General features: G+C 30.8%; 22 protein-coding genes and 1 tRNA gene. 14 read left to right on the top strand and 9 right to left on the bottom strand.

Features of this window, described 5'->3' with window-relative positions; translation table 11 throughout:
- The 5 genes from ACLII3_RS07410 to dsrP are packed head-to-tail and all read left to right on the top strand — an operon-like array spanning position 1 to position 5,991.
- On the top strand, positions 1-2,325 hold the full coding sequence (locus ACLII3_RS07410; RefSeq protein ID WP_412987709.1) for a molybdopterin-dependent oxidoreductase: 2,325 nt from the start codon (positions 1-3) through the stop codon (positions 2,323-2,325).
- Between the two features lie 3 nt (positions 2,326-2,328).
- On the top strand, positions 2,329-3,015 hold the full coding sequence (locus ACLII3_RS07405; RefSeq protein ID WP_412987707.1) for a nitrate reductase cytochrome c-type subunit: 687 nt from the start codon (positions 2,329-2,331) through the stop codon (positions 3,013-3,015).
- Positions 3,008-3,634: a cytochrome C gene (locus tag ACLII3_RS07400; protein WP_412987705.1), complete on the top strand. Its 627-nt coding sequence runs from the start codon at positions 3,008-3,010 to the stop codon at positions 3,632-3,634. Before ACLII3_RS07405 ends, ACLII3_RS07400 begins: the two co-directional genes overlap by 8 nt.
- Before the next feature lie 7 nt (positions 3,635-3,641).
- A complete protein-coding gene (locus tag ACLII3_RS07395; RefSeq protein ID WP_412987703.1) occupies positions 3,642-4,757 on the top strand; it encodes a 4Fe-4S dicluster domain-containing protein in 1,116 nt (371 codons plus the stop codon).
- Positions 4,758-4,767: 10 nt separating this feature from the next.
- Positions 4,768-5,991 carry a sulfate reduction electron transfer complex DsrMKJOP subunit DsrP gene (gene dsrP / locus ACLII3_RS07390; protein ID WP_412987702.1) on the top strand — a complete coding sequence of 408 codons (1,224 nt, stop codon included), beginning with the start codon at positions 4,768-4,770 and terminating at the stop codon, positions 5,989-5,991.
- A 133-nt stretch (positions 5,992-6,124) separates the two neighbouring features.
- Here the strand turns inward: dsrP and ACLII3_RS07385 are convergent, their stop codons facing one another.
- Positions 6,125-6,625, bottom strand: a complete 501-nt coding sequence (locus ACLII3_RS07385) for a group I truncated hemoglobin (RefSeq protein WP_412987700.1) — start codon at positions 6,623-6,625, stop codon at positions 6,125-6,127.
- 259 nt (positions 6,626-6,884) lie between these two features.
- Here ACLII3_RS07385 and ACLII3_RS07380 point away from each other — a divergent pair, with 259 nt between their 5' ends.
- A complete protein-coding gene (locus ACLII3_RS07380) occupies positions 6,885-7,670 on the top strand; it encodes a class I SAM-dependent methyltransferase (protein ID WP_412987699.1) in 786 nt (261 codons plus the stop codon).
- 75 nt (positions 7,671-7,745) lie between these two features.
- Here ACLII3_RS07380 and ACLII3_RS07375 read toward each other — a convergent pair.
- From ACLII3_RS07375 to ACLII3_RS07365, 3 genes are all read right to left on the bottom strand, one after another.
- Positions 7,746-7,813, bottom strand: a tRNA-Asn gene (locus tag ACLII3_RS07375).
- Positions 7,814-7,876: 63 nt separating this feature from the next.
- Positions 7,877-8,287: a hypothetical protein gene (locus ACLII3_RS07370; RefSeq protein WP_412987697.1), complete on the bottom strand. Its 411-nt coding sequence runs from the start codon at positions 8,285-8,287 to the stop codon at positions 7,877-7,879.
- Between the two features lie 15 nt (positions 8,288-8,302).
- A complete protein-coding gene (locus ACLII3_RS07365; RefSeq protein ID WP_412987695.1) occupies positions 8,303-8,716 on the bottom strand; it encodes a hypothetical protein in 414 nt (137 codons plus the stop codon).
- A 351-nt stretch (positions 8,717-9,067) separates the two neighbouring features.
- On the opposite strand from ACLII3_RS07365, the gene ACLII3_RS07360 reads away from it, so the two are divergent.
- On the top strand, positions 9,068-9,298 hold the full coding sequence (locus ACLII3_RS07360) for a helix-turn-helix domain-containing protein (protein WP_412987693.1): 231 nt from the start codon (positions 9,068-9,070) through the stop codon (positions 9,296-9,298).
- A gap of 215 nt (positions 9,299-9,513) precedes the next feature.
- Here ACLII3_RS07360 and ACLII3_RS07355 read toward each other — a convergent pair whose 3' ends face one another.
- On the bottom strand, positions 9,514-9,954 hold the full coding sequence (locus ACLII3_RS07355; protein WP_412987691.1) for a JAB domain-containing protein: 441 nt from the start codon (positions 9,952-9,954) through the stop codon (positions 9,514-9,516).
- 75 nt (positions 9,955-10,029) lie between these two features.
- On the opposite strand from ACLII3_RS07355, the gene ACLII3_RS07350 reads away from it, so the two are divergent.
- Complete coding sequence (locus ACLII3_RS07350; RefSeq protein WP_412987690.1) at positions 10,030-10,545, top strand: hypothetical protein; 516 nt, start codon at positions 10,030-10,032, stop codon at positions 10,543-10,545.
- Positions 10,546-10,578: 33 nt separating this feature from the next.
- On the opposite strand, the gene ACLII3_RS07345 is transcribed toward ACLII3_RS07350, so the two are convergent.
- Entirely contained in the window at positions 10,579-10,956 is a 378-nt protein-coding gene (locus tag ACLII3_RS07345; protein ID WP_412987689.1) for a hypothetical protein, read from the bottom strand.
- Between the two features lie 196 nt (positions 10,957-11,152).
- Here ACLII3_RS07345 and ACLII3_RS07340 point away from each other — a divergent pair, with 196 nt between their 5' ends.
- The 6 genes from ACLII3_RS07340 to ACLII3_RS07315 are packed head-to-tail and all read left to right on the top strand — an operon-like array spanning position 11,153 to position 17,815.
- Positions 11,153-12,295 carry a cysteine desulfurase family protein gene (locus ACLII3_RS07340; RefSeq protein WP_412987687.1) on the top strand — a complete coding sequence of 381 codons (1,143 nt, stop codon included), beginning with the start codon at positions 11,153-11,155 and terminating at the stop codon, positions 12,293-12,295.
- Positions 12,288-14,510 (top strand): DEAD/DEAH box helicase family protein, encoded by a 2,223-nt coding sequence (locus tag ACLII3_RS07335; RefSeq protein WP_412987685.1) that lies wholly within the window; start codon positions 12,288-12,290, stop codon positions 14,508-14,510. Before ACLII3_RS07340 ends, ACLII3_RS07335 begins: the two co-directional genes overlap by 8 nt.
- A gap of 3 nt (positions 14,511-14,513) precedes the next feature.
- Positions 14,514-14,747, top strand: a complete 234-nt coding sequence (locus tag ACLII3_RS07330) for a hypothetical protein (protein WP_412987683.1) — start codon at positions 14,514-14,516, stop codon at positions 14,745-14,747.
- Positions 14,744-16,891 carry an AAA family ATPase gene (locus tag ACLII3_RS07325; protein WP_412987681.1) on the top strand — a complete coding sequence of 716 codons (2,148 nt, stop codon included), beginning with the start codon at positions 14,744-14,746 and terminating at the stop codon, positions 16,889-16,891. Before ACLII3_RS07330 ends, ACLII3_RS07325 begins: the two co-directional genes overlap by 4 nt.
- A 2-nt stretch (positions 16,892-16,893) precedes the next feature.
- The gene (locus ACLII3_RS07320) at positions 16,894-17,415 is read left to right on the top strand and encodes a hypothetical protein (protein ID WP_412987679.1); all 522 of its coding nucleotides are present in this window, start codon (positions 16,894-16,896) and stop codon (positions 17,413-17,415) included.
- Between the two features lie 4 nt (positions 17,416-17,419).
- A complete protein-coding gene (locus tag ACLII3_RS07315) occupies positions 17,420-17,815 on the top strand; it encodes a hypothetical protein (protein WP_412987677.1) in 396 nt (131 codons plus the stop codon).
- Between the two features lie 2 nt (positions 17,816-17,817).
- Here ACLII3_RS07315 and ACLII3_RS07310 read toward each other — a convergent pair whose 3' ends face one another.
- Genes ACLII3_RS07310 through ACLII3_RS07300 form a run of 3 tightly spaced genes read right to left on the bottom strand, consistent with a single transcriptional unit; the run spans position 17,818 to position 20,061 of the window.
- Positions 17,818-18,198, bottom strand: a complete 381-nt coding sequence (locus ACLII3_RS07310; RefSeq protein ID WP_412987676.1) for a nucleoside 2-deoxyribosyltransferase domain-containing protein — start codon at positions 18,196-18,198, stop codon at positions 17,818-17,820.
- The gene (locus ACLII3_RS07305) at positions 18,199-18,927 is read right to left on the bottom strand and encodes a hypothetical protein (protein ID WP_412987674.1); all 729 of its coding nucleotides are present in this window, start codon (positions 18,925-18,927) and stop codon (positions 18,199-18,201) included. It lies immediately after the preceding gene.
- Positions 18,928-18,933: 6 nt separating this feature from the next.
- A complete protein-coding gene (locus tag ACLII3_RS07300) occupies positions 18,934-20,061 on the bottom strand; it encodes a phosphoadenosine phosphosulfate reductase family protein (RefSeq protein WP_412987673.1) in 1,128 nt (375 codons plus the stop codon).
- Position 20,062: the final 1 nt, after the last annotated feature.

Raw genomic sequence — 20,062 nt, 5'->3', positions numbered from 1 at the left:
ATGTTTACATCAACATCAAACAGAAGAAGTTTTATTAAAAAAATGGCACGTCTTTCAGCTATAACAGCTGCAGCTGCTATGTTCCCAGGAATTTTATTTGCCGACGAGCAAGAAGAAGGTCTCCCTAAAGGAGACTTTGATTGGAAAAAAGGTCCTTGCCGCTTTTGTGGTGTAGGCTGTGGTATACTTGTAGGTGTAGATAAAGGTAAAGCTGTTGCAGTAAAAGGTGATCCAAATTGTTCAGTTAACAAAGGATTACTTTGTGTAAAAGGATATCACCAAACCATGTGTATTCAATCTGGAGATAGATTAACCCATGCTTTAGTAAAGAAAAATGGCACTTATGTTAAAACTCCAATTAACGAAGCTTTAGATATTGTTGCTAATAAAATGAAAGAGACCATTGACACGCATGGTAAAGATGCTGTGGCAATGTACACTTCTGGACAGTCAACTATTCCAGAAGGATATGTTGCTTCAAAGTTAATGAAAGGTGCTATTGGAACTAATAACTTAGATTGTAATGCTCGCTTGTGTATGGCAAGTGCTGTTGCAGGTTTTTTAACAACCTTTGGTGCCGACGAGCCAATGGGCTGTTATGAAGATATTGAACATGCTGATTACTTTATTACTTGGGGAAATAATATGGCAGAAATGCATCCAGTATTATTTTCAAGAATGCTAGAGCAAAAAAACAATAGAGGTGCAAAAATTATTGACTTTGCTACAAGAACAACACGTTCTAGTACCGCATCAAATAAATCTATATTATTTGAGCCTCAAACAGATTTAGCTGTTGCTAATGCTATTTGTTATGAAATCATCAAAAATGGATGGATGAATAAGAAGTTTGTTGATGAGCATATCAATTTTAGTAAAGGCCTTACAAATATGGGTTATGGTCTTGAGGATAAATATAAGTTTAGTGACAAACCTTCAAAAATTAGCTTTGAAGAATACAAAACCTTTTTAGAAGATTATACACCAGAAAAAGTAGCAAAATATTCAAAAGTTTCAGTTAAAGACATTAAGTATCTAGCTGCTATTTATGGTGATCCAAATAAAAAAGTAGTATCATATTGGTGTATGGGAATGAACCAACACACAAGAGGTACTTGGATGAATAACCTTATGTATAACATCCATTTATTAACTGGAAAAATTTCCCAACCTGGAAATGGTCCATTCTCTTTAACTGGTCAACCTTCAGCTTGTGGTACTGCACGTGAAGTAGGAACTTTTACTCACAAACTACCAAAAGGTGTTGTGATGAATAAAAAGCATAGAGAACTAGCAGCAAAAATATGGAAAGTTCCTGTAGAGCATATTCCTGCAAAACCAACATATCATGCTACGGAAATGTTTAGAGCTGTAGATAGAGGAGATATTAAATTTATTTGGACTCAAGTAACAAACCCACTAGTTTCATTGCCAAAAACAAGTCGTTACCGTCCAGGAATGGAAAAAGACTCTTGTTTTGTGGTTGTTTCTGATGTATTTCCAACTCCTACATCTGATGTAGCAGATGTAATATTACCTGCATCATGGCATATCGAGAAAAGTGGTTTATATGGAAACTCTGAAAGACGTACACAACATTGGGACAAAATGGTAGAAGGTCCAGGAGAAACTACTCCAGATGCGTGGATGACTATAGAAGTTGCAAGACGTATGGGTTATGGAGATTTATTCCCTTATTCAGAAGAAAATCATGTTGAAGAAATCTATAATGAATACAGACAGTTTCATGCTGGTGCAAAGCATGAAATGGCACCATTAGAGGTTCTTAAAAAACAATCAGGAGCTATTTGGCCTTACGTGGATGGTAAATCTACTCAATGGCGTTTTAACTCAGAATATGATCCAGCATGTGATAATGGAAAAGACTTCCATTTCTATGGAAAACCTGATGGTAAAGCTGTAATATGGCAACGTCCATATGAACCAGCACCAGAAGTTCCAGATAGTGAATATCCTTTCTGGCTAAATACTGGTCGTGTTATTGAACATTGGCATACAGGATCAATGACAAGAAGAATTCCTGTATTACATAAAGCGGTTCCTCATGCATATGTTGAATTTCATCCAGATGATGCCTCAAAACTAGGTATTAGAAATGGAGATAAAATAAAAGTAACCTCTAGAAGAGGTTCATGTACATTACCTGCTTCTATTAATGAAAGAGGGTTACCAACAAAAGGGCAAGTATTTGTTCCGTTTTTTGATGAAAACATGATGATAAATGATGTGACCTTAGATGCATTCTGTCCAATATCTAAAGAGCCAGATTATAAAAAATGTGCTGTTAAAGTTGAAAAGGTATAGACTATGAAACGCTTAGGTATTATATCATTATTTGTACTATTATTCGCTGCTTTTATCGCAGTGTGGAATTATAGTTATCAACAAGGTAAAGAGGAAGCCTATATCTCTTTAGAAGAAGAAACGACACTTTATGCTATTCCATCAGAATCTGGTGTATTTAAACGTTCGGAACACGCATTGGACTATGCCACTATACCAACAGATTTTGCTCACCAACGATCTTTAGATGATTATTATGATAATAGAGCTTATCATGGTGCACCTCCTAGTATTCCGCATCCAGTTGATGAACACCAAAATGCTGGCGATAATAGTTGTTTAAAATGCCATGACAATGGAGGTTTTGTTGAAAAATACAATGCCTATACTCCTGTAACACCACATCCAGAATTAGTAAACTGTATGCAATGTCATGTGGCTCAAAATACAAATACACTATTTAAACCTGGAAATTTTGCTAAAGTAAATGCTCCAGAAGTAGGAAATAACAATGCATTATTAACAAGTCCTCCTGTAATTCCACATCAAACACAATTACGTGAAAATTGTTTAGCATGTCATGCTGGCCCTAGTGCACCTAGAGAAATTAGAGTAACACATCCAGAACGTGTTAACTGTAGACAATGTCACGTACCAGACACGAAAGAACTTATTGAAATAAATGCCTTTACACGAAAAAACAATGAATAAATTTAATATAAATACACTTTGGTTTTTAGTACTGGTTTTTCTTTTAACCACTACTTCTTGTAAGCATCATGAAAATGAATACCATAGTATTACTGATAAAATTAATGCTGAAAGTGAAAATTATCAAGGGACTTCAATTACTTCTGATAAACATATAGAGCATTTAAAAACCATAGAAGTAACCGAAAATGAAATTACTTTTTTAATTCCAGAACGCAAAGGCGAAATAAAATCTTATGCATGTACAGAATGTCACAGTAAACCATTATCTAAAATGCAAAGTGAGGACATTAAAAAAGCACATTGGGATATAAAAATTAATCACGCAAGTTCATCAACTATGAACTGTATAACATGTCATAATGGTAATGACATGGATCATTTACAAAGCTTAACTGGAAATAATATAGATTTTAATAATAGCTATCAACTTTGTAGTCAATGTCACCAAAAACAATTTAAAGATTGGACTGGTGGTGCACATGGAAAACGTTTAGAGAGTTGGGCACCTCCAAGAGTATCTATGACTTGTGTAAACTGTCATAATCCTCACGAGCCACATATTAAATCTAAATGGCCAGTACGCTATAACACACAAAAAGTTAAAGAACGAAATTAATTAGGGTATGAGCAACAATAATAAAAAATGGTTTTCTCTAAACCTAAGTAACAAAAAGCAAACAGACCACTCTTGTGGTTGTGGTAAAACTTCTGGTGGTTGTCACTCACATAAAGAAATGAGTGATGAAGAATTTTTATCGGCTGCAGTTGAAGCTTCGGTTGGAGAAGTTCCAAAAAAAGATGGTTTTCAACAGGTATTTGATGTACAAATGGATCGTCGTTCAGCATTTAAAAAACTAACCGCTAGTTTAATGATAGGTGCTGGAGCAGTCAGTACATCTTGTAGTGTAATTGCTGGTGATGAAACCAAGGAAAAGGCACAAATTGATTGGGAAGAGCAATTTAAGGGCAATTATAAACTGATGACAGATGACGAAAAGAAGCAAACTGTTGATAGACTAGTACGTTCTTACCAGTTAAGAACTGGGAAAAACATTAGTATGTCTTCAAAAAATGCAGAAAAAGATGTGTTATTTGGTTATGCCTTTAACATCTCAAAATGTCAAGGTTACATGGATTGTATAAATGCATGTGTTGAAGAAAATAATCAAGATCGAAAATCGGAAATGCAATACATTCGTATTCATGAGATGAAAGACGGTAAGGGCTTTAACTTTAATGAAGCTGACGATAATTATTATCACGAAGTACCAGCTCAAGGTCATTTTTACATGGGAACACAATGCTTCCATTGTGACAATCCTCCATGTGTAGATGTATGTCCTGTACAAGCTACATGGCGTGAAAAAGATGGTTTAGTTGTTATTGATTACGATTGGTGTGTTGGATGTCGTTATTGTATGGCTGCTTGCCCTTACGATGGTAGACGATTCAACTGGAGTAAACCTGAAGTTCCAGAAAATGAAGTAAATAAAAACCAGCACTACCTAGGAAACCGATTACGTAAAAAAGGTGTAATGGAAAAATGTACATTTTGTGTACAACGTTCTAGAGCAGGTAAAAATCCTGCATGTGTAGAAGCTTGTCCAACTGGTGCTCGTATTTTTGGGAATCTATTAGATCCTGATAGTACTATTCGTTGGGTATTAGCAAATAAAAAAGTATTTCGATTAAAAGAAGACCTTGGTACAGAGCCTAAGTTCTGGTATTTCATGGATTAAAACATACAACATGAGAAGACTTAAAGTTTTTAAGAGTTTAGTAAAAGATAGTTTAGACGTCATTACACATGGTTCAAAAACCTACCATTTATGGATGGGGTTTTTAACCTTTATTATGTTAGCAGGAATGTACTGCTACTCCATTCAATTAGAAGAAGGATTGAGTGTTACTGGAATGACAGATCGTGTGAGTTGGGGATTATATATTTCTAATTTTACATTTCTAGTAGGTGTTGCTGCTGCAGCTGTAATGCTGGTAATGCCAACATACGTTTTAAAAGATGTTGACTTTAAACAAGCTGTTTTAATTGGTGAAGGTGTTGCTGTTGCTGCATTAATAATGTGTTTAGCATTTGTGGTTGCAGATATGGGAGGTCCATCTGTTTTATGGCATATGATTCCTGGTATTGGTGTGTTTAACTTCCCAAATTCTATGTTAACCTGGGATGTTATTGTACTTAACGGTTATTTATTTTTAAACATAACTATCCCTTTTTACATCTTATTTAGACACTATCAAGGCAAGGAGTCTAAAAAAAGTGTGTATGTACCAGGAGCTCTAATTTCTGTATTTTGGGCTGTAGCTATTCACTTAGTGACTGCTTTTTTATATCAAGGATTACAAGCGCGACCATTTTGGAATAATGCTTTATTAGGTCCTCGTTTTTTAGCATCGGCTTTTGCTGCTGGTCCAGCACTAATAATATTAGTATTAGCTATGATACGTTCTTTTACAGAATTTAAAATAGAAGATAAAACTTTAAAAAAATTAGCTATGGTAGTAACTGTAGCTGCTCAAATTAATTTAATTATGTTAATATCTGAGTTGTTTAAAGAGTTTTATGCGCCAACACATCATAGTGAAAGTGCCTATTATCTGTTTTTTGGATTAGATGGTAAAACTGCATTACTACCTTGGATTTGGACTTCAATAACTCTAAATGTTATAGCAACAGTTATGCTAACTTTCCATAAATTAAGAAATAATTTTAAAGTGCTCTTTTTTGCATGTACTATTTTATTTATTGCAATTTGGATTGAAAAAGGATTCGGATTAATTGTTCCTGGGTTTATTCCTGGACCTTATGGTAAGATTGCAGAATACACTCCAACAGGTATTGAAATTGGAGTAACTGTAGGTATATGGGCACTTGGTGCTTTTGTGTTTACGATTCTAGCAAGAACCGCTATTAAAATTGAAACTGGCGCTTTACGTTATAAGAAAAAAGAATAATATAATTTATCATTATTTAAGTAAAAAAGCCACTATAATTATAGTGGTTTTTTTACTTTTTGATTATTTAAATCATCTAAATCTAATTGAAATATAGTGCCTTCAATTAGATATTGTGTACTAAATGGATTACTTATTTTTTCATTACAGCATCTTTCATAGAATAAAGTGTAGCAAGTAACTCATTTCTTGAAGTTCTATCTACTTTGTGGCTATCTAATACAAATAGTATATCATCAATAGCTTCAAGAAAATCTGATTCTGAAATATTTAAACCTGAATGAGCAGCAACCATATCTCTACCTGAGTATTTTTGTTCGCCACCAGTACCTGTTTCTAAAAAGTCTTTTACGTGCTGTTTAAATTTCTCAAAATATTCAGGATCTTTCTGTAATGCAATAAAATAATGTTTGATTTTATCATTCTCAAGATGCTTTGCAATGATATCTTCAACAATAGCAGAAACACCTTCATCGCCCCCTAATTTTTCAAAAATTGTTTTTTCTACCTCTTTCGATGTTTCTTCTACAACTGCCAACTCTTCTTTTGAAGTTGCTTCTTCTTTCTTGCCCTCAGTATTACATGAAAATAATGCAAATACGAGGACAACTAATAAATAATTAATTGTTTTCATTTAATTAGCTTTTATAGTTATTAAATTGATGGAGGCTGTCCAACAATAAATCTGAAGACTATCAAATATACAAAATTAAAGCCTAATGCATTGTTTTACTGACTATTACATGAATACTGTTAAAAAAAACAAACTTATACTTCCTTTTTATTATACTTCTAGAAAAATTAGTAATATTTTGAAAAACAATATAATACACATAATTCTTTATAAGAAAATTCGCTAAATTAGGCTCATTAAACTTCCAATTAAATTAATTATGGGATCAAGCGAGATTCAAGGTAAACTTTGGGGACAGAAGTCTAAAGATTGGGCTAAAATACAAGAGCCAACAGGCATTTCTGGGTATAAACATGCATTACAATTACTAAATTTAGAAACCAATCAAACACTTCTAGACATTGGCTGTGGCACAGGTTTTTTTAGTAACATGGTAAACGAACAAGGTATAAATGTTACTGGTATTGATGCAAGTAAAGAACTTATTGAACAAGCAAATGAACGAAGCCCAGAAGTTAAATTTTCAGTTGGTGAAATGGAAAAACTGCCTTTTCTTGATAATACTTTTGATGTTGTTTGTGGATTTAATTCTTTTCAATATGCAACAGATACCAAAAATGCACTTTTAGAAGCAAAAAGAGTATTAAAAAACAAAGGAAGATTAGTAACAATGATTTGGGGTAATAAAGAAGACTGCGAAGCAAACTCTTGCTTAAAAGCCATTGGTAGTTTACTTCCTCCAGCGCCTCCTAACTCAGGAGGTCCTTTTGGGCTTTCTGAAAATAGATTACTTGAAAGTATTATTGAGAGTATTGGACTAAAAATCACTAGTAATAATGATATAACATCTATTTGGGAATATCCAAATGTTGACGTAGCAATGAAAGGTTTATTGTCTGCTGGACCAGCTGCTAAAGCTATAGAAAACAGTGGTTTTGAAAAATCGTACAAAACAATTTTAGACTCTATGCAACCGTATATTAAAAAAGATGGTCGCGTGATATATAATAATAAGTGGCGCGTTGTAATTTGTGAAAAATTGTAGTTTTCTAAGCTATTATCCGGAAAGCTTTATAAAGCAAAAAATCCTTACTATTTCTAGTAAGGATTTGTGTTTTGCTCCCCCTCTTGGGCTCGAACCAAGGACCCTTTGATTAACAGTCAAATGCTCTAACCAACTGGGATTAGCCTATATTTACATATTTACTAACATAATGGGGTAAACCTTAAAGTACACCTTCAAATTAATAATTAAATAAAAAATTGATGATAGTGGGAAACTCTTAAAACTACATTTTCACTATCATTTCTCAATATTTCCAATGCTAAATCTCCTACTCTGTAAAATGCAGGGTTAAACTTAATAAATGGGTCAATTTGTAATTTATCTGTTACTGGTAAACAAGAATTAATCTTTTTTAGTAAACTATCAAAATACATGTAATTAAACATATAATCAACTCTTGCTAAAATATCAGCATTGTAATACAGTAATGGATTTGTTGAAAAATTAAAACCTAATAAGCTGTTGATTTTGAGTCCTTTGTATTCATATATGTCATATTCATAATCTCCAATTAACCTAACATCAAAATCCTGTAGTTCAAACTCATGTTCCTCATATTGTTCTCCTATTTGAAAAGGAAATATATTGGTATTCATTTTTTAAAAGTGAGCCTAATCAAACCCATTATTAAATCTTTCAGATAGGCTTTTCAATAATGTTTTTTCATCAGTTCTAAAATAGTAACCTCTATCATTTGGAATTTCAGTTCCATCTTGCCACAAACTTGGTTTTTCATTAAAATTATAAACCAATGTGTCCTCATGGATTCTCTTCAAGTCAACAAGGGTTCCCCAACTTGCTCCTGTTTTAGTTTTGAATGTATTCTGTTCCTGGTCAAGATAAAATGTATCCTTTAAAACATAATAATTCTGGTACTGCTTTCTATTGTAGAAATACCTAATAGCAATAGTGTCTTCAATCTTATAAAATGAGCTTATAGACTCATTCATCCAATAACCATCAAAGTTGTTTTCATTGCTACATGATAGCACAATTAAGCATATAATTAAACTAATTCTTTTCATAAACTTTATCTTTTAAAATACCTCTCATCTGAATCAGAGAACAGGAACATTATTAATTTAACTATCAAAACAATTATGGCTATAGTTATATAAATCGAATTTTCACCCCACATTTTAAAAAACCAATATATGTTTGATATAACAGGAAGAAACAATGTCAAAATCCCTGCTGTAAAACTTACTTTGAAAGCAATTATGATTGTCCAAATATGGTATATAGATGCAAGAATCCAAAACAAGGGTCCTAACCAATTAAGCATTCCTATTCTCATAATTTAATATTAAAGGTTATTGATTTTATCATTTATGATAACCAAAAGTAATCAAATATGATAAAACTTTGTTCTTGAAATGAAACAACATCAAAAAGACAAAGAAGAATTAAGCAAACAAGTTGGTTTAAGGATTAAAGAGGTTCGTGCTAAATTAAATATGCAACAACAAACTTTAGCTGCTGCTTGTAACTTTGAAAAATCTAACATGGCAAGGATTGAAACTGGTAGAGTGAATATTACTCTTGGCACTCTACTTAAAATAGCCAATGCTTTAGATGTTCCTTTAAAAGATTTACTCCCAGATTAAAAAGGGCTATTAATTCAATAGCACAATTATTTCCTTCTATACAAGTAATCTACCTATAAACATAATAAACACTTACTATCTATTGAGTAAAAATTCAAGAAATGGCTATGTATACTATCTAACAATTTTTCTTGTATAAAAAAGTGCTGAAAAAATGCTTGTTTCTGGTAAGTTAATGTGCAACAAATAAGATTGCAAAGTTGCAAGTTCTGCAATTATTGCAAATCTCCACTATCTGTAAAACTATAATATCCTTTCTTGGAAACAATAATATGGTCAAGTAATGTTATATCAAAATACTTACATGCCTCTTTGATTTTCTTGGTCAAGTTTAAATCAGCTTGACTTGGCTTTAAATTTCCTGATGGATGATTATGTGATACTATAATATTACTGGAATTGGACTTTATTGCAGAGGCAAGTAATAGCTTAATATCCACTACTGTTCCAGTAACTCCACCTTTTGACAAATTGTAAATACCAAGTACTCTATTTGCTCTGTTTAATAAAATAGCTTTAAACTCTTCTTGTAGCTCTAAAGTATCATGGTTCCAATTTTCAAGTAATATCTTGTATGCACTTTCACTCCCCGTAATCTTAATTTCATCTTCTTGATTATTGGAATAGGAAAGTTTTATTTCTGCTATTGAGTTCATTCTATTTGATTTAAATTTACTAACATAATAGGGATGTGATTATGTATTTAGTAAATGATTAATTAATATTGATATATGGATAATTATTTATTAGAGTTTGAGATTATTGACCCATTAAAGTTGGTTGATGTAATTTCATTGATAAACAGAACAGCAGGGATTCCCCTTAAAAATATTAACCTAAACAACCTTGTGTTTCATAATAATCAACCAATCTTCCCTGGTAATGGAGTTTATTTATTTAGAAAAGGGCGGCAAGTTGTTTATGTTGGTAAAAATGACTCTTTATCATTTGTTGAGAGGATACCTAAACATCTGGATTTAAGACAAGGAGCTTGGTTCAATAAAATGCTTCAGCATACAAACGCAAATGTTTTAAAATATGAATGGAATGATGAGTCATGCATTAAAGCTAATAAATATGCCATTGATAATTATAATTTGGTCCTTGTCAATTTCAAATATGAAATAGATGAACGTAAATATCATATTAATAGATTAGAAAGAACTTTAAGAGCATCTCTTGAACCATTTAATAAATTTAAAAAGTTTAAAATTTTTGATTTAGAAAAGAGAGTGACTGAATATTAATTCCCAACCAGTTTTATTGATTGGGAATTGTGATTAGGCTTCTGCCATTTGTGGAAACCTTACTTCTTCTGGTGAGATAGTAGTATGCTCTTCTTGACTACCAGCAACTGGAGTTTCTTCAGAAACATAAACATATCTATGGTGTAACACTGTTACTTCACCAGTATCCTGATTGATAACTTCATAAGGGTCACATTTGGCTTTTTCAATTCTACCAGGAATTTCCTGACCTATTAAGCCCTGTGCAGTCTCATCATCAAAGGTTGATGTGATAGATGCTTTCCTTGCAGTAGCATAGAAGTTACCTGTCTCCTTTGACTGTACCATTTCTACACCACCTTGAATGATTAAAGAGTTGAACTCTCTACCATCCTCTGATTGTCTCTTTTCAATTTTAATTATTCTTACCATCGGTTAAAAATTTTAATTAATACTGATGATGGGTGGGGGTATTTGGGAATTAGGAAAAGGGTACGGGTTAAATATGAGGTGGTTTGCACTTGAGTAATTTTGGTGGGCTGAAAATTTTATAAAAATTTTTTTTAAAGTTAATTATCATTAGATTTATACTCTCCCTTTAATGAATAATATCAAATCAAATTATTTAATGGAATCAATCCAAGAATTGAGTTATTTAGACAATGCTTCTACAACAAAAGTAGATGATAGGGTACTTAAAGAAATGTTGCCTTACTTTACTGATTTATATAGTAATTCATCTAGCAGCCACAAGTTTGGTTTGAAAACAAAAGCTGCCATTGAAAATTCAAGATTAACCATTTCTAAGCTAATCAATTGTAATCCCAAAGATATACTATTTACTTCTGGAGCTACTGAATCTATTAATTTAGCTATAAAAGGATTTGTTGAATCTAATTATGAAAATGGAAACCATATAATTACAGTAAAAACGGAACATAAAGCTGTTTTATCTACATGTGATTATTTAGAAACAAAAGGATACGAAATAACATATTTGGATGTAGATCAAAATGGATTAATCTCAATCGAAGAATTGAGGAATTCCGTAAGAAATAATACTTGTTTATTTGTAATTATGCATGTAAATAATGAGACTGGTGTTATTCAGCCTATTAGAGAGATTGGAATATTAGCTAGAGAAATGAATATCCCTTTCTTCTGTGATGCAACTCAAGCAATTGGTAAATTACCTATTAATTTGGAAACGGATAATATTGATATGCTTTGTTTTTCTGGTCATAAAATAAACGGACCTAAAGGAATTGGTGTACTCTACAAAAAAAGCAATATAAAATTAACCCCTCTTATTCATGGAGGTAATCAAGAACAAGGATTGAGATCTGGCACATATAATACACCTGCAATTATTGGATTAGGAAAAGCATGTGAAATCCTTATTAAAGAAGGAGCAACTAATAATCAGAATATTCAAGAATTGAATAAATACTTAATTAATTCAATAAAAAAAATATCTTCTTTCCGTGAGGTTTCTAAAGAAGCCTTTAGAGTTCCTCATATTTTAAATCTTATCATTCCTGATTTAAACTCTAATATTTTTATAGACAAATATTCATCAATCTCTGTAAGTAATGGCTCTGCCTGTAATTCAGAAATCATTACTGAATCCCATGTTATTAGCTCTATGTTACAGAAAGGTGAGTTTAAAAATAACTACATTCGAATTTCTTTAGATAAGAATACTACAAAAGAAGATATAGATAACTTTGTTAGCCATTTAAAAAAACATATAAAACCTAATTATGCTTAAAAATGTTAAATGGGCAGAAGACAGAGACTATAGAACTGGCAGTAATGATGAGCCTATACAATTTTATATAGATGCTTTATGTAATAGCAAGTCTTTTGATTTGTTACTAGGTTATTTTAGCTCTTCAGCTTTAAATGTACTCTCTTTAGGTTTTGCAAATTTTATTTATTCAGGAGGCAAAATGAGAGCTGTTATTAACAACATTCTTTCGGAAAAAGACAAAAAAGCTATTTTACGAGGACAAGACAAGGAGAATTTCTCATCTATTTACAATTTTAACAACATTAAAGAACTTAAAGATTCTCTTGATGATTATGGAAAACATTTTTTTGAATGTTTTGCTTGGCTAATTGCTAATGACAAAATTGAGTTAAAAGTAATTAGACCTAAAAATAAAAAGGGTATTTCACATTATAAATCAGGTATATTCAGTGATGGTGAAAACTATGTAAGTTTCAAATCATCATGTAACTTTACTTACTATGGATTTCTTGAAAACTTGGAAGAGTTAGATTGTAGGTTGTCTTGGGAAGGGAATGATATGAAAAAAATTAGAAAGCTGAAAAATGATTTTGAAGAACTCTTTATAGGTAATTCTGAAATTGTAGACTATCTAGATGTGGACAATGTTAAAGTTGCAATAAGACAAGAGTTTGGAGATAAGAACATACAAGAGTTAGTAGTACAAGAAAAAGAATTATTAAAAAATAAAAAGAACACTTTTAATAACCTTAACGTCATTAAATCAATTAAAACTGCAACTAGCAAATTGAATGAGTTTATAAAAATTGAAAAATCACCAAAATTCCCTTACCCAACTGGACCAAGACCTTATCAAAATAAAGCTTTTGAAAAATGGGTAGAAAATGGCAAAAAAGGATTGTTTGCTATGGCAACAGGTACAGGAAAAACACTTACTTCCTTAAATTGCTTATTAAATGAATACAAAGATAATGGAGCTTATAAAGCAGTTGTTTTGGTTCCTACTATTGCATTGGTTGATCAATGGAAAAATGAATGCAAGAAATTTAATTTCAACAATATAATAACTATAAGTTCCAAAGAAAAATGGCCTCAAAATGTATCTTTTTTAAACACTGCTAGCAACTTTATTGATGTCTCTTATGTAATAATAGTAACCTATGCCTCTTTCTATAGAAAGAGCTTCCAATCACATTTCATTAATTTACCAAAAGACACCTTATTAATTGCTGATGAAGCCCATAATCTAGGCTCAAACAACTTATCAAAAACACTCCCAAAAATCCATTTACAAAAAAGAATAGGTCTATCTGCTACTCCTGACAGAAAATATGATGATATAGGCAATAAAAGTATTGAAGAGTTTTTTAATGACTCCCCTCCTTTTGTATTCAGTTATACAATGGAACAAGCTATGAGTAAAGGGTGGTTGAGTCAATATAAATACTATCCACATATTGTTAAACTAACAAATATTGAACTAGAGGAATATAGAGAAAAGTCAAAACAACTAGCAAAATATTTTGATAACCAGACAAAAAAATACAAAGATTGTCCAGAAGTAGAAAGACTTTTATTAGAAAGAAAACGCATAATACATAAGGCTCACAACAAGTTAGCAGCTTTTAAAGAAATTTTGGATAATGAATTTAACTCCAGAGGAAACCTTAACTATACATTGGTTTATGTACCTGAAGGCATAGAGCCTAATTATGAAAATATTGATGATTATATAGAAGATAGTGAAGATGTTTCATTAATTGACAAGTATACTAGAGTAGTTAGTAGAACAGATAGTTCAATTATGGTAAAGCAATACACTTCTAAAACAAAAAATAGAGAACATGTCATTGAGAGCTTTCAAAAAGGAGCTATTAATGTTTTAACATCTATGAAATGTTTAGATGAAGGTGTAGACGTACCTAGATCAGAATTAGCTATTTTTTGTGCGAGTACAGGAAACCCGAGACAATTTGTTCAGAGGAGAGGAAGAGTTTTAAGAACTCATGATGACAAGACATATGCTGTAATACATGATTTAGTTGTTGCCCCTGAGATTAATGATGAATCAACTTTTGAAATGGAAAAAAGTATAATAAAAAAAGAACTTGAACGAGTGGTTGATTTCTCAACATTAGCAATGAATAAACCAGACACATATGAGGCATTAAAACCAATACTCACATATTACAATATAAATTTATACGACAGTTCAACCAACACAAACACCTAAAACATGGCTAGAAAAGATGACATTTTAAAAAGTTTTTTAGAGCATGAAATAATCTCAGAAAAGTATGGCATAAATAAGGATGATATTCCAGATAAGTTGCAAGAGGGATTAAATTCAGAACATGCTATAATCAAAGCTATCTCTCTAATAGTAGAAAATACAGAAGGGTTTAATACTGTATCAGATAAAGCACTTTATAGTCAAATAACTCAATTTTTAAACGAATCAGCAATATGATATTAAAAGAAGTTACCATAGAAAACTATTTATGCTATTATGGTTCTAAGAAATTTAATCTCGCAAAAGGTTTAAATGTTTTTTTAGGAGAAAACGGAGAGGGTAAAACAAAATTTTTTGAAGCCTTAGAATGGTTATTTAGCAATGACAATGACAATTTAGAGTTACTTGTTTCCAAAAAAGCTCTTGACGAAAAAGTGGCTAATGAATCTTTTAGGGTTAGAGTAGAAATTGTTGTAGAGCATTATGACGAGATAAAAATTCTATCAAAAGAATTTTCAGTCAATAAAATCAATGATTCAGAATATGAAGTTGGAAAAGCTATACTAAAAGGAATTGAAGAATCTAGCAATGGTGAAAGAAGCCCTGTTGATGGTAAAAATCTTCTTGAGTACCTATTTCCTAGTGAAATTAGAAGATATTCAATGTTTAAAGGAGAAGAAGAACTTAACATTTTTGATAATGAAGATGCCTTAATCAATTTAATCAATTTATTTTCTGATGCTAAACATTATAAAAAATATGAAGAAAGAGGTGAGTATCTAAAAAATGAAGCTGAAAAAGCTGTAAACAGGGAATCGAAAAACAACACTAAGAACCAACAGGAATATAGTAGACTCGAAGAAGAAATTAAGCGCTATACTAGAAAAAAACAGGATCAACTAACTTTTTTAGAAGAAACCAACAATAGTATAGAAAAAACAAAAAAGAATATCCAAGATGCTGGAAAGTATATAAATAATGCTGAAGCTCTAGAGACTATAAATTCTAGAATTGACAAGATTGAAAGAGATATTTCAAAAACTGAAGGCTTAATTTCTGAAAACTACACTACAGCTCTATTCGATGAAAATTGGATATTAATGAATTTTGACAATATCCATAAAGAATTTTCAAACAAAGTATCGGAGTTAAGTAAAAAAAGAAGAAAACTTCAATCAGATTTTGATAGAGAAATTGGGATAAAACAAGGTGAAAAAAAAGCTAAATTGGAAATAATAAATGATTTAGTTCCTCTTCCTCCTAATGTACCTTCATTAGCAATTATGGATGAAATGATAAAGGAAAAGGTTTGTAAAGTTTGTAACAGACCCGCAGAAGAAGGTTCTGAAGCATTAGAGTTTATGAAAAAGCGTCTGCAAAATTATTTAGATTCTCAAAAAGTGGTTAAAGAAGAAGATGAAGAACCTGAAAAACTTTTTCAATTTAATTATGTGAGTAGACTTGTAAACCTTAGCTCTAACCAAGAAGACAATTTATCCAAGCTTAATAGTATAAATACAGAAATTCAAGATATGTTTGAGTTTAATCAAGCAAGAAAAAACGAACTAATTGAGCTAAAAGAAAAACTAGAAATAGAATTAACAGAGAGAAACAGAATAATTGGCAACTCTGCTGTTGGCTCTGAGAGACTAGGTGTAGTGCTTAAAGATTATAATGTGTGGCAGGATGATGTAAAAAAATTAAATGAAGACAGTGTTGGTTATGAAGTTAAGATAAAAAGCTATGACTCTAAATTAAAAGATTTAAATGAGCAAAAAGAAAAAATAGACCTATCTAATGCCAATTCGTTTTTAATTAATACAAGAAATATTTTAAGGGATATAGATCAAATTTTCAGGGATACCAAAGACAGAAAATTTGAAGAATTTATAAAATTATTATCTCAAAAATCTAATCAAATTTTATCTTATATAAATGTTGATGCTTTTACAGGTACTCTCAATTTTAAAGTGACAAATTTTGGTTCAAAAATCAAAATTAAGCCAAGATTATTGGATGAAAATGGACACGAGTTTTTAGCTAATAAATCCTTAGAAACATCAATGCATATTTCAATTTTAATAGCAATTTCAGAACTATCCAAAGAAGTTAGAGAAGACAGATACCCAATGTTATTTGATGCACCAACTTCCTCTTTTGGGGAAAGTAAAATGACTGAATTTTTAAACCTAATTTACGAGACAGACAATCAAACCATCATCTTGATTAAAGATTATATAGCTAAAGATGAAAATAAGAATCTATATATTAAACCAGAGTTTGAGAAAGTAAAAAGAGATAAAGCTTTCTGGGTAAGACTTGAAAGACCTTTTGATGAAAAGAATTTAAAAACTATTAACACACAAAGAATAGAGTTATAAGTATGGATAATTTATTTGATAAATGGAAAACCCGAATACCAAACTATAGTGTTGAATTTAAAGACACTTTATTCAAGCCTCTTTCTGAAACAGGTGGAGCAGAAGGAGAAAAAAAGATAAGTTTAGGTAAACACTTTAGTACTAATTACGAGCTTTATACATATGCATTCTTTTTAGGTTTATATGAAGATGAATACATCCCAATTCCAGAAGGTATTAAAAAAGATAATTTTCGTCATGCAATTCAAAATTGGGGAAGTAAATCATCTCCTATTAGAAAAGATTTTACCAATCTACAAGAGTACATCTTTGCTGCTTTAGTGGCTAAAACAGACTTAGATTTTATTGTATTAGACAAAGGTGAAATAACAGAAGACCAAGCTGTAAAAAAACTCATCCAAACTATGGAATCTTACACAAATGGGGGACTTACTTTAATTAAAGAAAAACTAGAAGATAGCCCTAGCTACTTTTTAAATCCCACCTCTTTTTTAGATATGATAGTTAAAACTAAAAAAGAATAAATTTATGGACACTATTGAATTTATTGACTCTCTACAACGAGATAAGGCAAGAGGATATCTCGCTCCTCATCAAATTATACTATTAATGTCTTTACATAAAGTATATAGTAAAAATAGGTCTATAGTTATTCGCATCTCAGATTTATTGGAAACTTTTAAAAAAGTATGGGAAAATAACCAATACTTATTTAAATCAAAAAATTGTAATCTTGGTCTTCCTTTAAAAGCTTTTGTAAATAAAGGTTTTATTGAAATCACAATTACAGAGGAAATAAATGATTATAGAAATAAGAATGAACTTACTACCAAAATATCAGAATTAAAATTATCTCATTTAATATTAAATATCATAAATAAAAAAGATTCATATGAATATTTCAAATCTAGAATTAATAAATAAGGTTAAAATGATTTTATGTAGTTTATAGCTTCTTCTAAAGTTTTAAATACAAGATTTGAAGATTCATGACAAATTAAAAAATACCTAGCAAACTTCTCATCAATTATTGATCTATCATCAACTAAAATAATTAGTTTATTTTTTGCTTTAGCATAGCCTATTTCCAATGCTAATCCATAACCTGAAGGATTATCTTCACTCATATAACCAAGAAGTATATCACATTTATCGACATGATATAAATCCCAAGATGTATACTTATCTGCTTCATCCAATTGATGTGCTTGTGGATTGAAACAAATAAAATTATTCCCCAATGAGTTTATAACTTTTTCATGCCAGTTCCCCTTAAAACCTCCCGCTAAATATATTCTTGTATTCATCTATTTTAAATTTGAAAATGGAATTCTTTGAGATATCGAATAAAAAATCCTTTTACTATTACCCAATAAAGGTATTATAAATACAAATAATGAATATAAAAAATTATAAGTACCACCTGTTTTTATGAAAAAGAACTCTGAACCAAAAAGGCTTAAAATTATTTGAATTAATGCAGCAATGCATACTATCATTAATATTGTTGACAAATGATCAAATACTGACGACCTAAACATAAAAGTATAAACTTTTTCATCCATTTCTGGATTTCTTGACATCAGTATATTTCTCATTTCATTTAACTGCATTTTATTGACATCCTTATATCCGTTATCAGTAAGAAAGCTTCTAGCTGATTTGACAGTTGAAGAATCTTTAAACTTTCGTTGCCAAAATCTACTGTGCTTTGACCCTATATATTTATTAAATCTCTTTTTAAATTTTTTGTTTTCTTGAATTCTATTTTCAAATCTTTTTTCTATTTCAGAAATTATTAAATCCTGATTCCTAATTTTAAAAATTGTAATTCCATAAACAACAAATCCTAATAAATAGGAAATTACTATTATCAGAAATGAATCGAAAATATTCCAATCAAAAAGAAAATTGTCTTCAACAGCTATATTTGTAGGTGTTATAAAATTGAAAACAATTAATAAGGCAAACCCTGGTATTAAATAACCTATTATATCCCAAACAAATTCTTTCAGTGATTGAATAATTTCCCCCATAATTTTCTATATAAAACAGCTCGCACAGCCTTCTCCTTCAGCTTGCAAAATTTCATCTTGCCAAGACTGTCCAGTTCTAGACCTGCTTTTTTCTCTATTCATTCTTAAAAAATGTTCCTTTTTTATTGCCTGAACACGCTCAGGCTTTTTTAGTTCTTCTAGAGGTTCTGCCATCCACGTATAACCTTCTTTTTCATACTCTATGGCTTTTTCAAATAAATCTGGATGTTGTTCTAGCAACCAAACCCATTCAATCTTTTGTTGATAAAAACAAAAGAAACAACCAGACCTACTTCTAGAATATGTTCCTTTTTTTATTTCCCCATCAATTTCTACTTGATATTCGATAGGTTTATAATATGCTGGCACACCAACTCCAGAGTCTTCTAAAATTTTAAAAACATCATCTAATACTACTACATCAACATTATCTACTAAAGGAAAATAATCTAATTTACCCACAGGGTAATCTGTTGTTTTTAAATACTCAAAAACTACTTTATTAAACAATTTAACATCTACATCCATTAAAGCATTTAACTTTTGTCTTTGTGTGAATTTTGGAGATATGGGTTGTTCTGCATACTGTAGTGCATTCTCTAATAACACTTCAGGAGATAACTCCTTATAGTATCCTGTTATATCCTCTATATTTGAGTTTGACAAAACCTTTTTTATAACGTCTTCACTCCATATATTTTTCCTAAATGGAAAAACAGTTTGAATATTTTCTTTTTTAGAAACATAGCCTTCTCTATTTTCATCACCTCTTATCCCAACATAAGATACAGTTGGCTCATCTCCTACATGTTCTTCAAAAGGCTCTAATTTCATTTTATTAGTACACCATCTAGCCATTGGCGAAGGCAAATATCCACCATAAATTGCTAAAAAATGATCAAAAGGATTTTTCATTGGAGAATTAACATCATCCATAGATTTATACATGACAATTTCTTTTCCTAAGACAGAATTTAACCTGTCAATTAAATCATAAGTTTCTTTTAATTCTTTTCCTGTATCGCAAGTATAATACTCTATATCTAAACCAGGACAATTTTTACTCATATAGATAGCTAATGCAGCACTATCTTTTCCTCCTGAAATACCTAATAAATGTTTAACTTTAGTCATA

Origin of the sequence: Pontimicrobium sp. IMCC45349, from assembly GCF_047219225.1 — a bacterium.
GTDB lineage: Bacteria > Bacteroidota > Bacteroidia > Flavobacteriales > Flavobacteriaceae > IMCC45349.
Note: the sequence above shows the minus strand (reverse complement) of the source record. Positions and strands in the feature narration are given on the sequence as shown.

Coding starts and splice junctions, on each gene's coding strand:
- ACLII3_RS07410 (WP_412987709.1), top strand. CDS start 1: ATGTTTACATCAACATCAAACAGAAGAAGTTTTATTAAAAAAATGGCA.
- ACLII3_RS07405 (WP_412987707.1), top strand. CDS start 2,329: ATGAAACGCTTAGGTATTATATCATTATTTGTACTATTATTCGCTGCT.
- ACLII3_RS07400 (WP_412987705.1), top strand. CDS start 3,008: ATGAATAAATTTAATATAAATACACTTTGGTTTTTAGTACTGGTTTTT.
- ACLII3_RS07395 (WP_412987703.1), top strand. CDS start 3,642: ATGAGCAACAATAATAAAAAATGGTTTTCTCTAAACCTAAGTAACAAA.
- dsrP (WP_412987702.1), top strand. CDS start 4,768: ATGAGAAGACTTAAAGTTTTTAAGAGTTTAGTAAAAGATAGTTTAGAC.
- ACLII3_RS07385 (WP_412987700.1), bottom strand. CDS start 6,625: ATGAAAACAATTAATTATTTATTAGTTGTCCTCGTATTTGCATTATTT.
- ACLII3_RS07380 (WP_412987699.1), top strand. CDS start 6,885: ATGGGATCAAGCGAGATTCAAGGTAAACTTTGGGGACAGAAGTCTAAA.
- ACLII3_RS07370 (WP_412987697.1), bottom strand. CDS start 8,287: ATGAATACCAATATATTTCCTTTTCAAATAGGAGAACAATATGAGGAA.
- ACLII3_RS07365 (WP_412987695.1), bottom strand. CDS start 8,716: ATGAAAAGAATTAGTTTAATTATATGCTTAATTGTGCTATCATGTAGC.
- ACLII3_RS07360 (WP_412987693.1), top strand. CDS start 9,068: ATGAAACAACATCAAAAAGACAAAGAAGAATTAAGCAAACAAGTTGGT.
- ACLII3_RS07355 (WP_412987691.1), bottom strand. CDS start 9,954: ATGAACTCAATAGCAGAAATAAAACTTTCCTATTCCAATAATCAAGAA.
- ACLII3_RS07350 (WP_412987690.1), top strand. CDS start 10,030: ATGGATAATTATTTATTAGAGTTTGAGATTATTGACCCATTAAAGTTG.
- ACLII3_RS07345 (WP_412987689.1), bottom strand. CDS start 10,956: ATGGTAAGAATAATTAAAATTGAAAAGAGACAATCAGAGGATGGTAGA.
- ACLII3_RS07340 (WP_412987687.1), top strand. CDS start 11,153: ATGGAATCAATCCAAGAATTGAGTTATTTAGACAATGCTTCTACAACA.
- ACLII3_RS07335 (WP_412987685.1), top strand. CDS start 12,288: ATGCTTAAAAATGTTAAATGGGCAGAAGACAGAGACTATAGAACTGGC.
- ACLII3_RS07330 (WP_412987683.1), top strand. CDS start 14,514: ATGGCTAGAAAAGATGACATTTTAAAAAGTTTTTTAGAGCATGAAATA.
- ACLII3_RS07325 (WP_412987681.1), top strand. CDS start 14,744: ATGATATTAAAAGAAGTTACCATAGAAAACTATTTATGCTATTATGGT.
- ACLII3_RS07320 (WP_412987679.1), top strand. CDS start 16,894: ATGGATAATTTATTTGATAAATGGAAAACCCGAATACCAAACTATAGT.
- ACLII3_RS07315 (WP_412987677.1), top strand. CDS start 17,420: ATGGACACTATTGAATTTATTGACTCTCTACAACGAGATAAGGCAAGA.
- ACLII3_RS07310 (WP_412987676.1), bottom strand. CDS start 18,198: ATGAATACAAGAATATATTTAGCGGGAGGTTTTAAGGGGAACTGGCAT.
- ACLII3_RS07305 (WP_412987674.1), bottom strand. CDS start 18,927: ATGGGGGAAATTATTCAATCACTGAAAGAATTTGTTTGGGATATAATA.
- ACLII3_RS07300 (WP_412987673.1), bottom strand. CDS start 20,061: ATGACTAAAGTTAAACATTTATTAGGTATTTCAGGAGGAAAAGATAGT.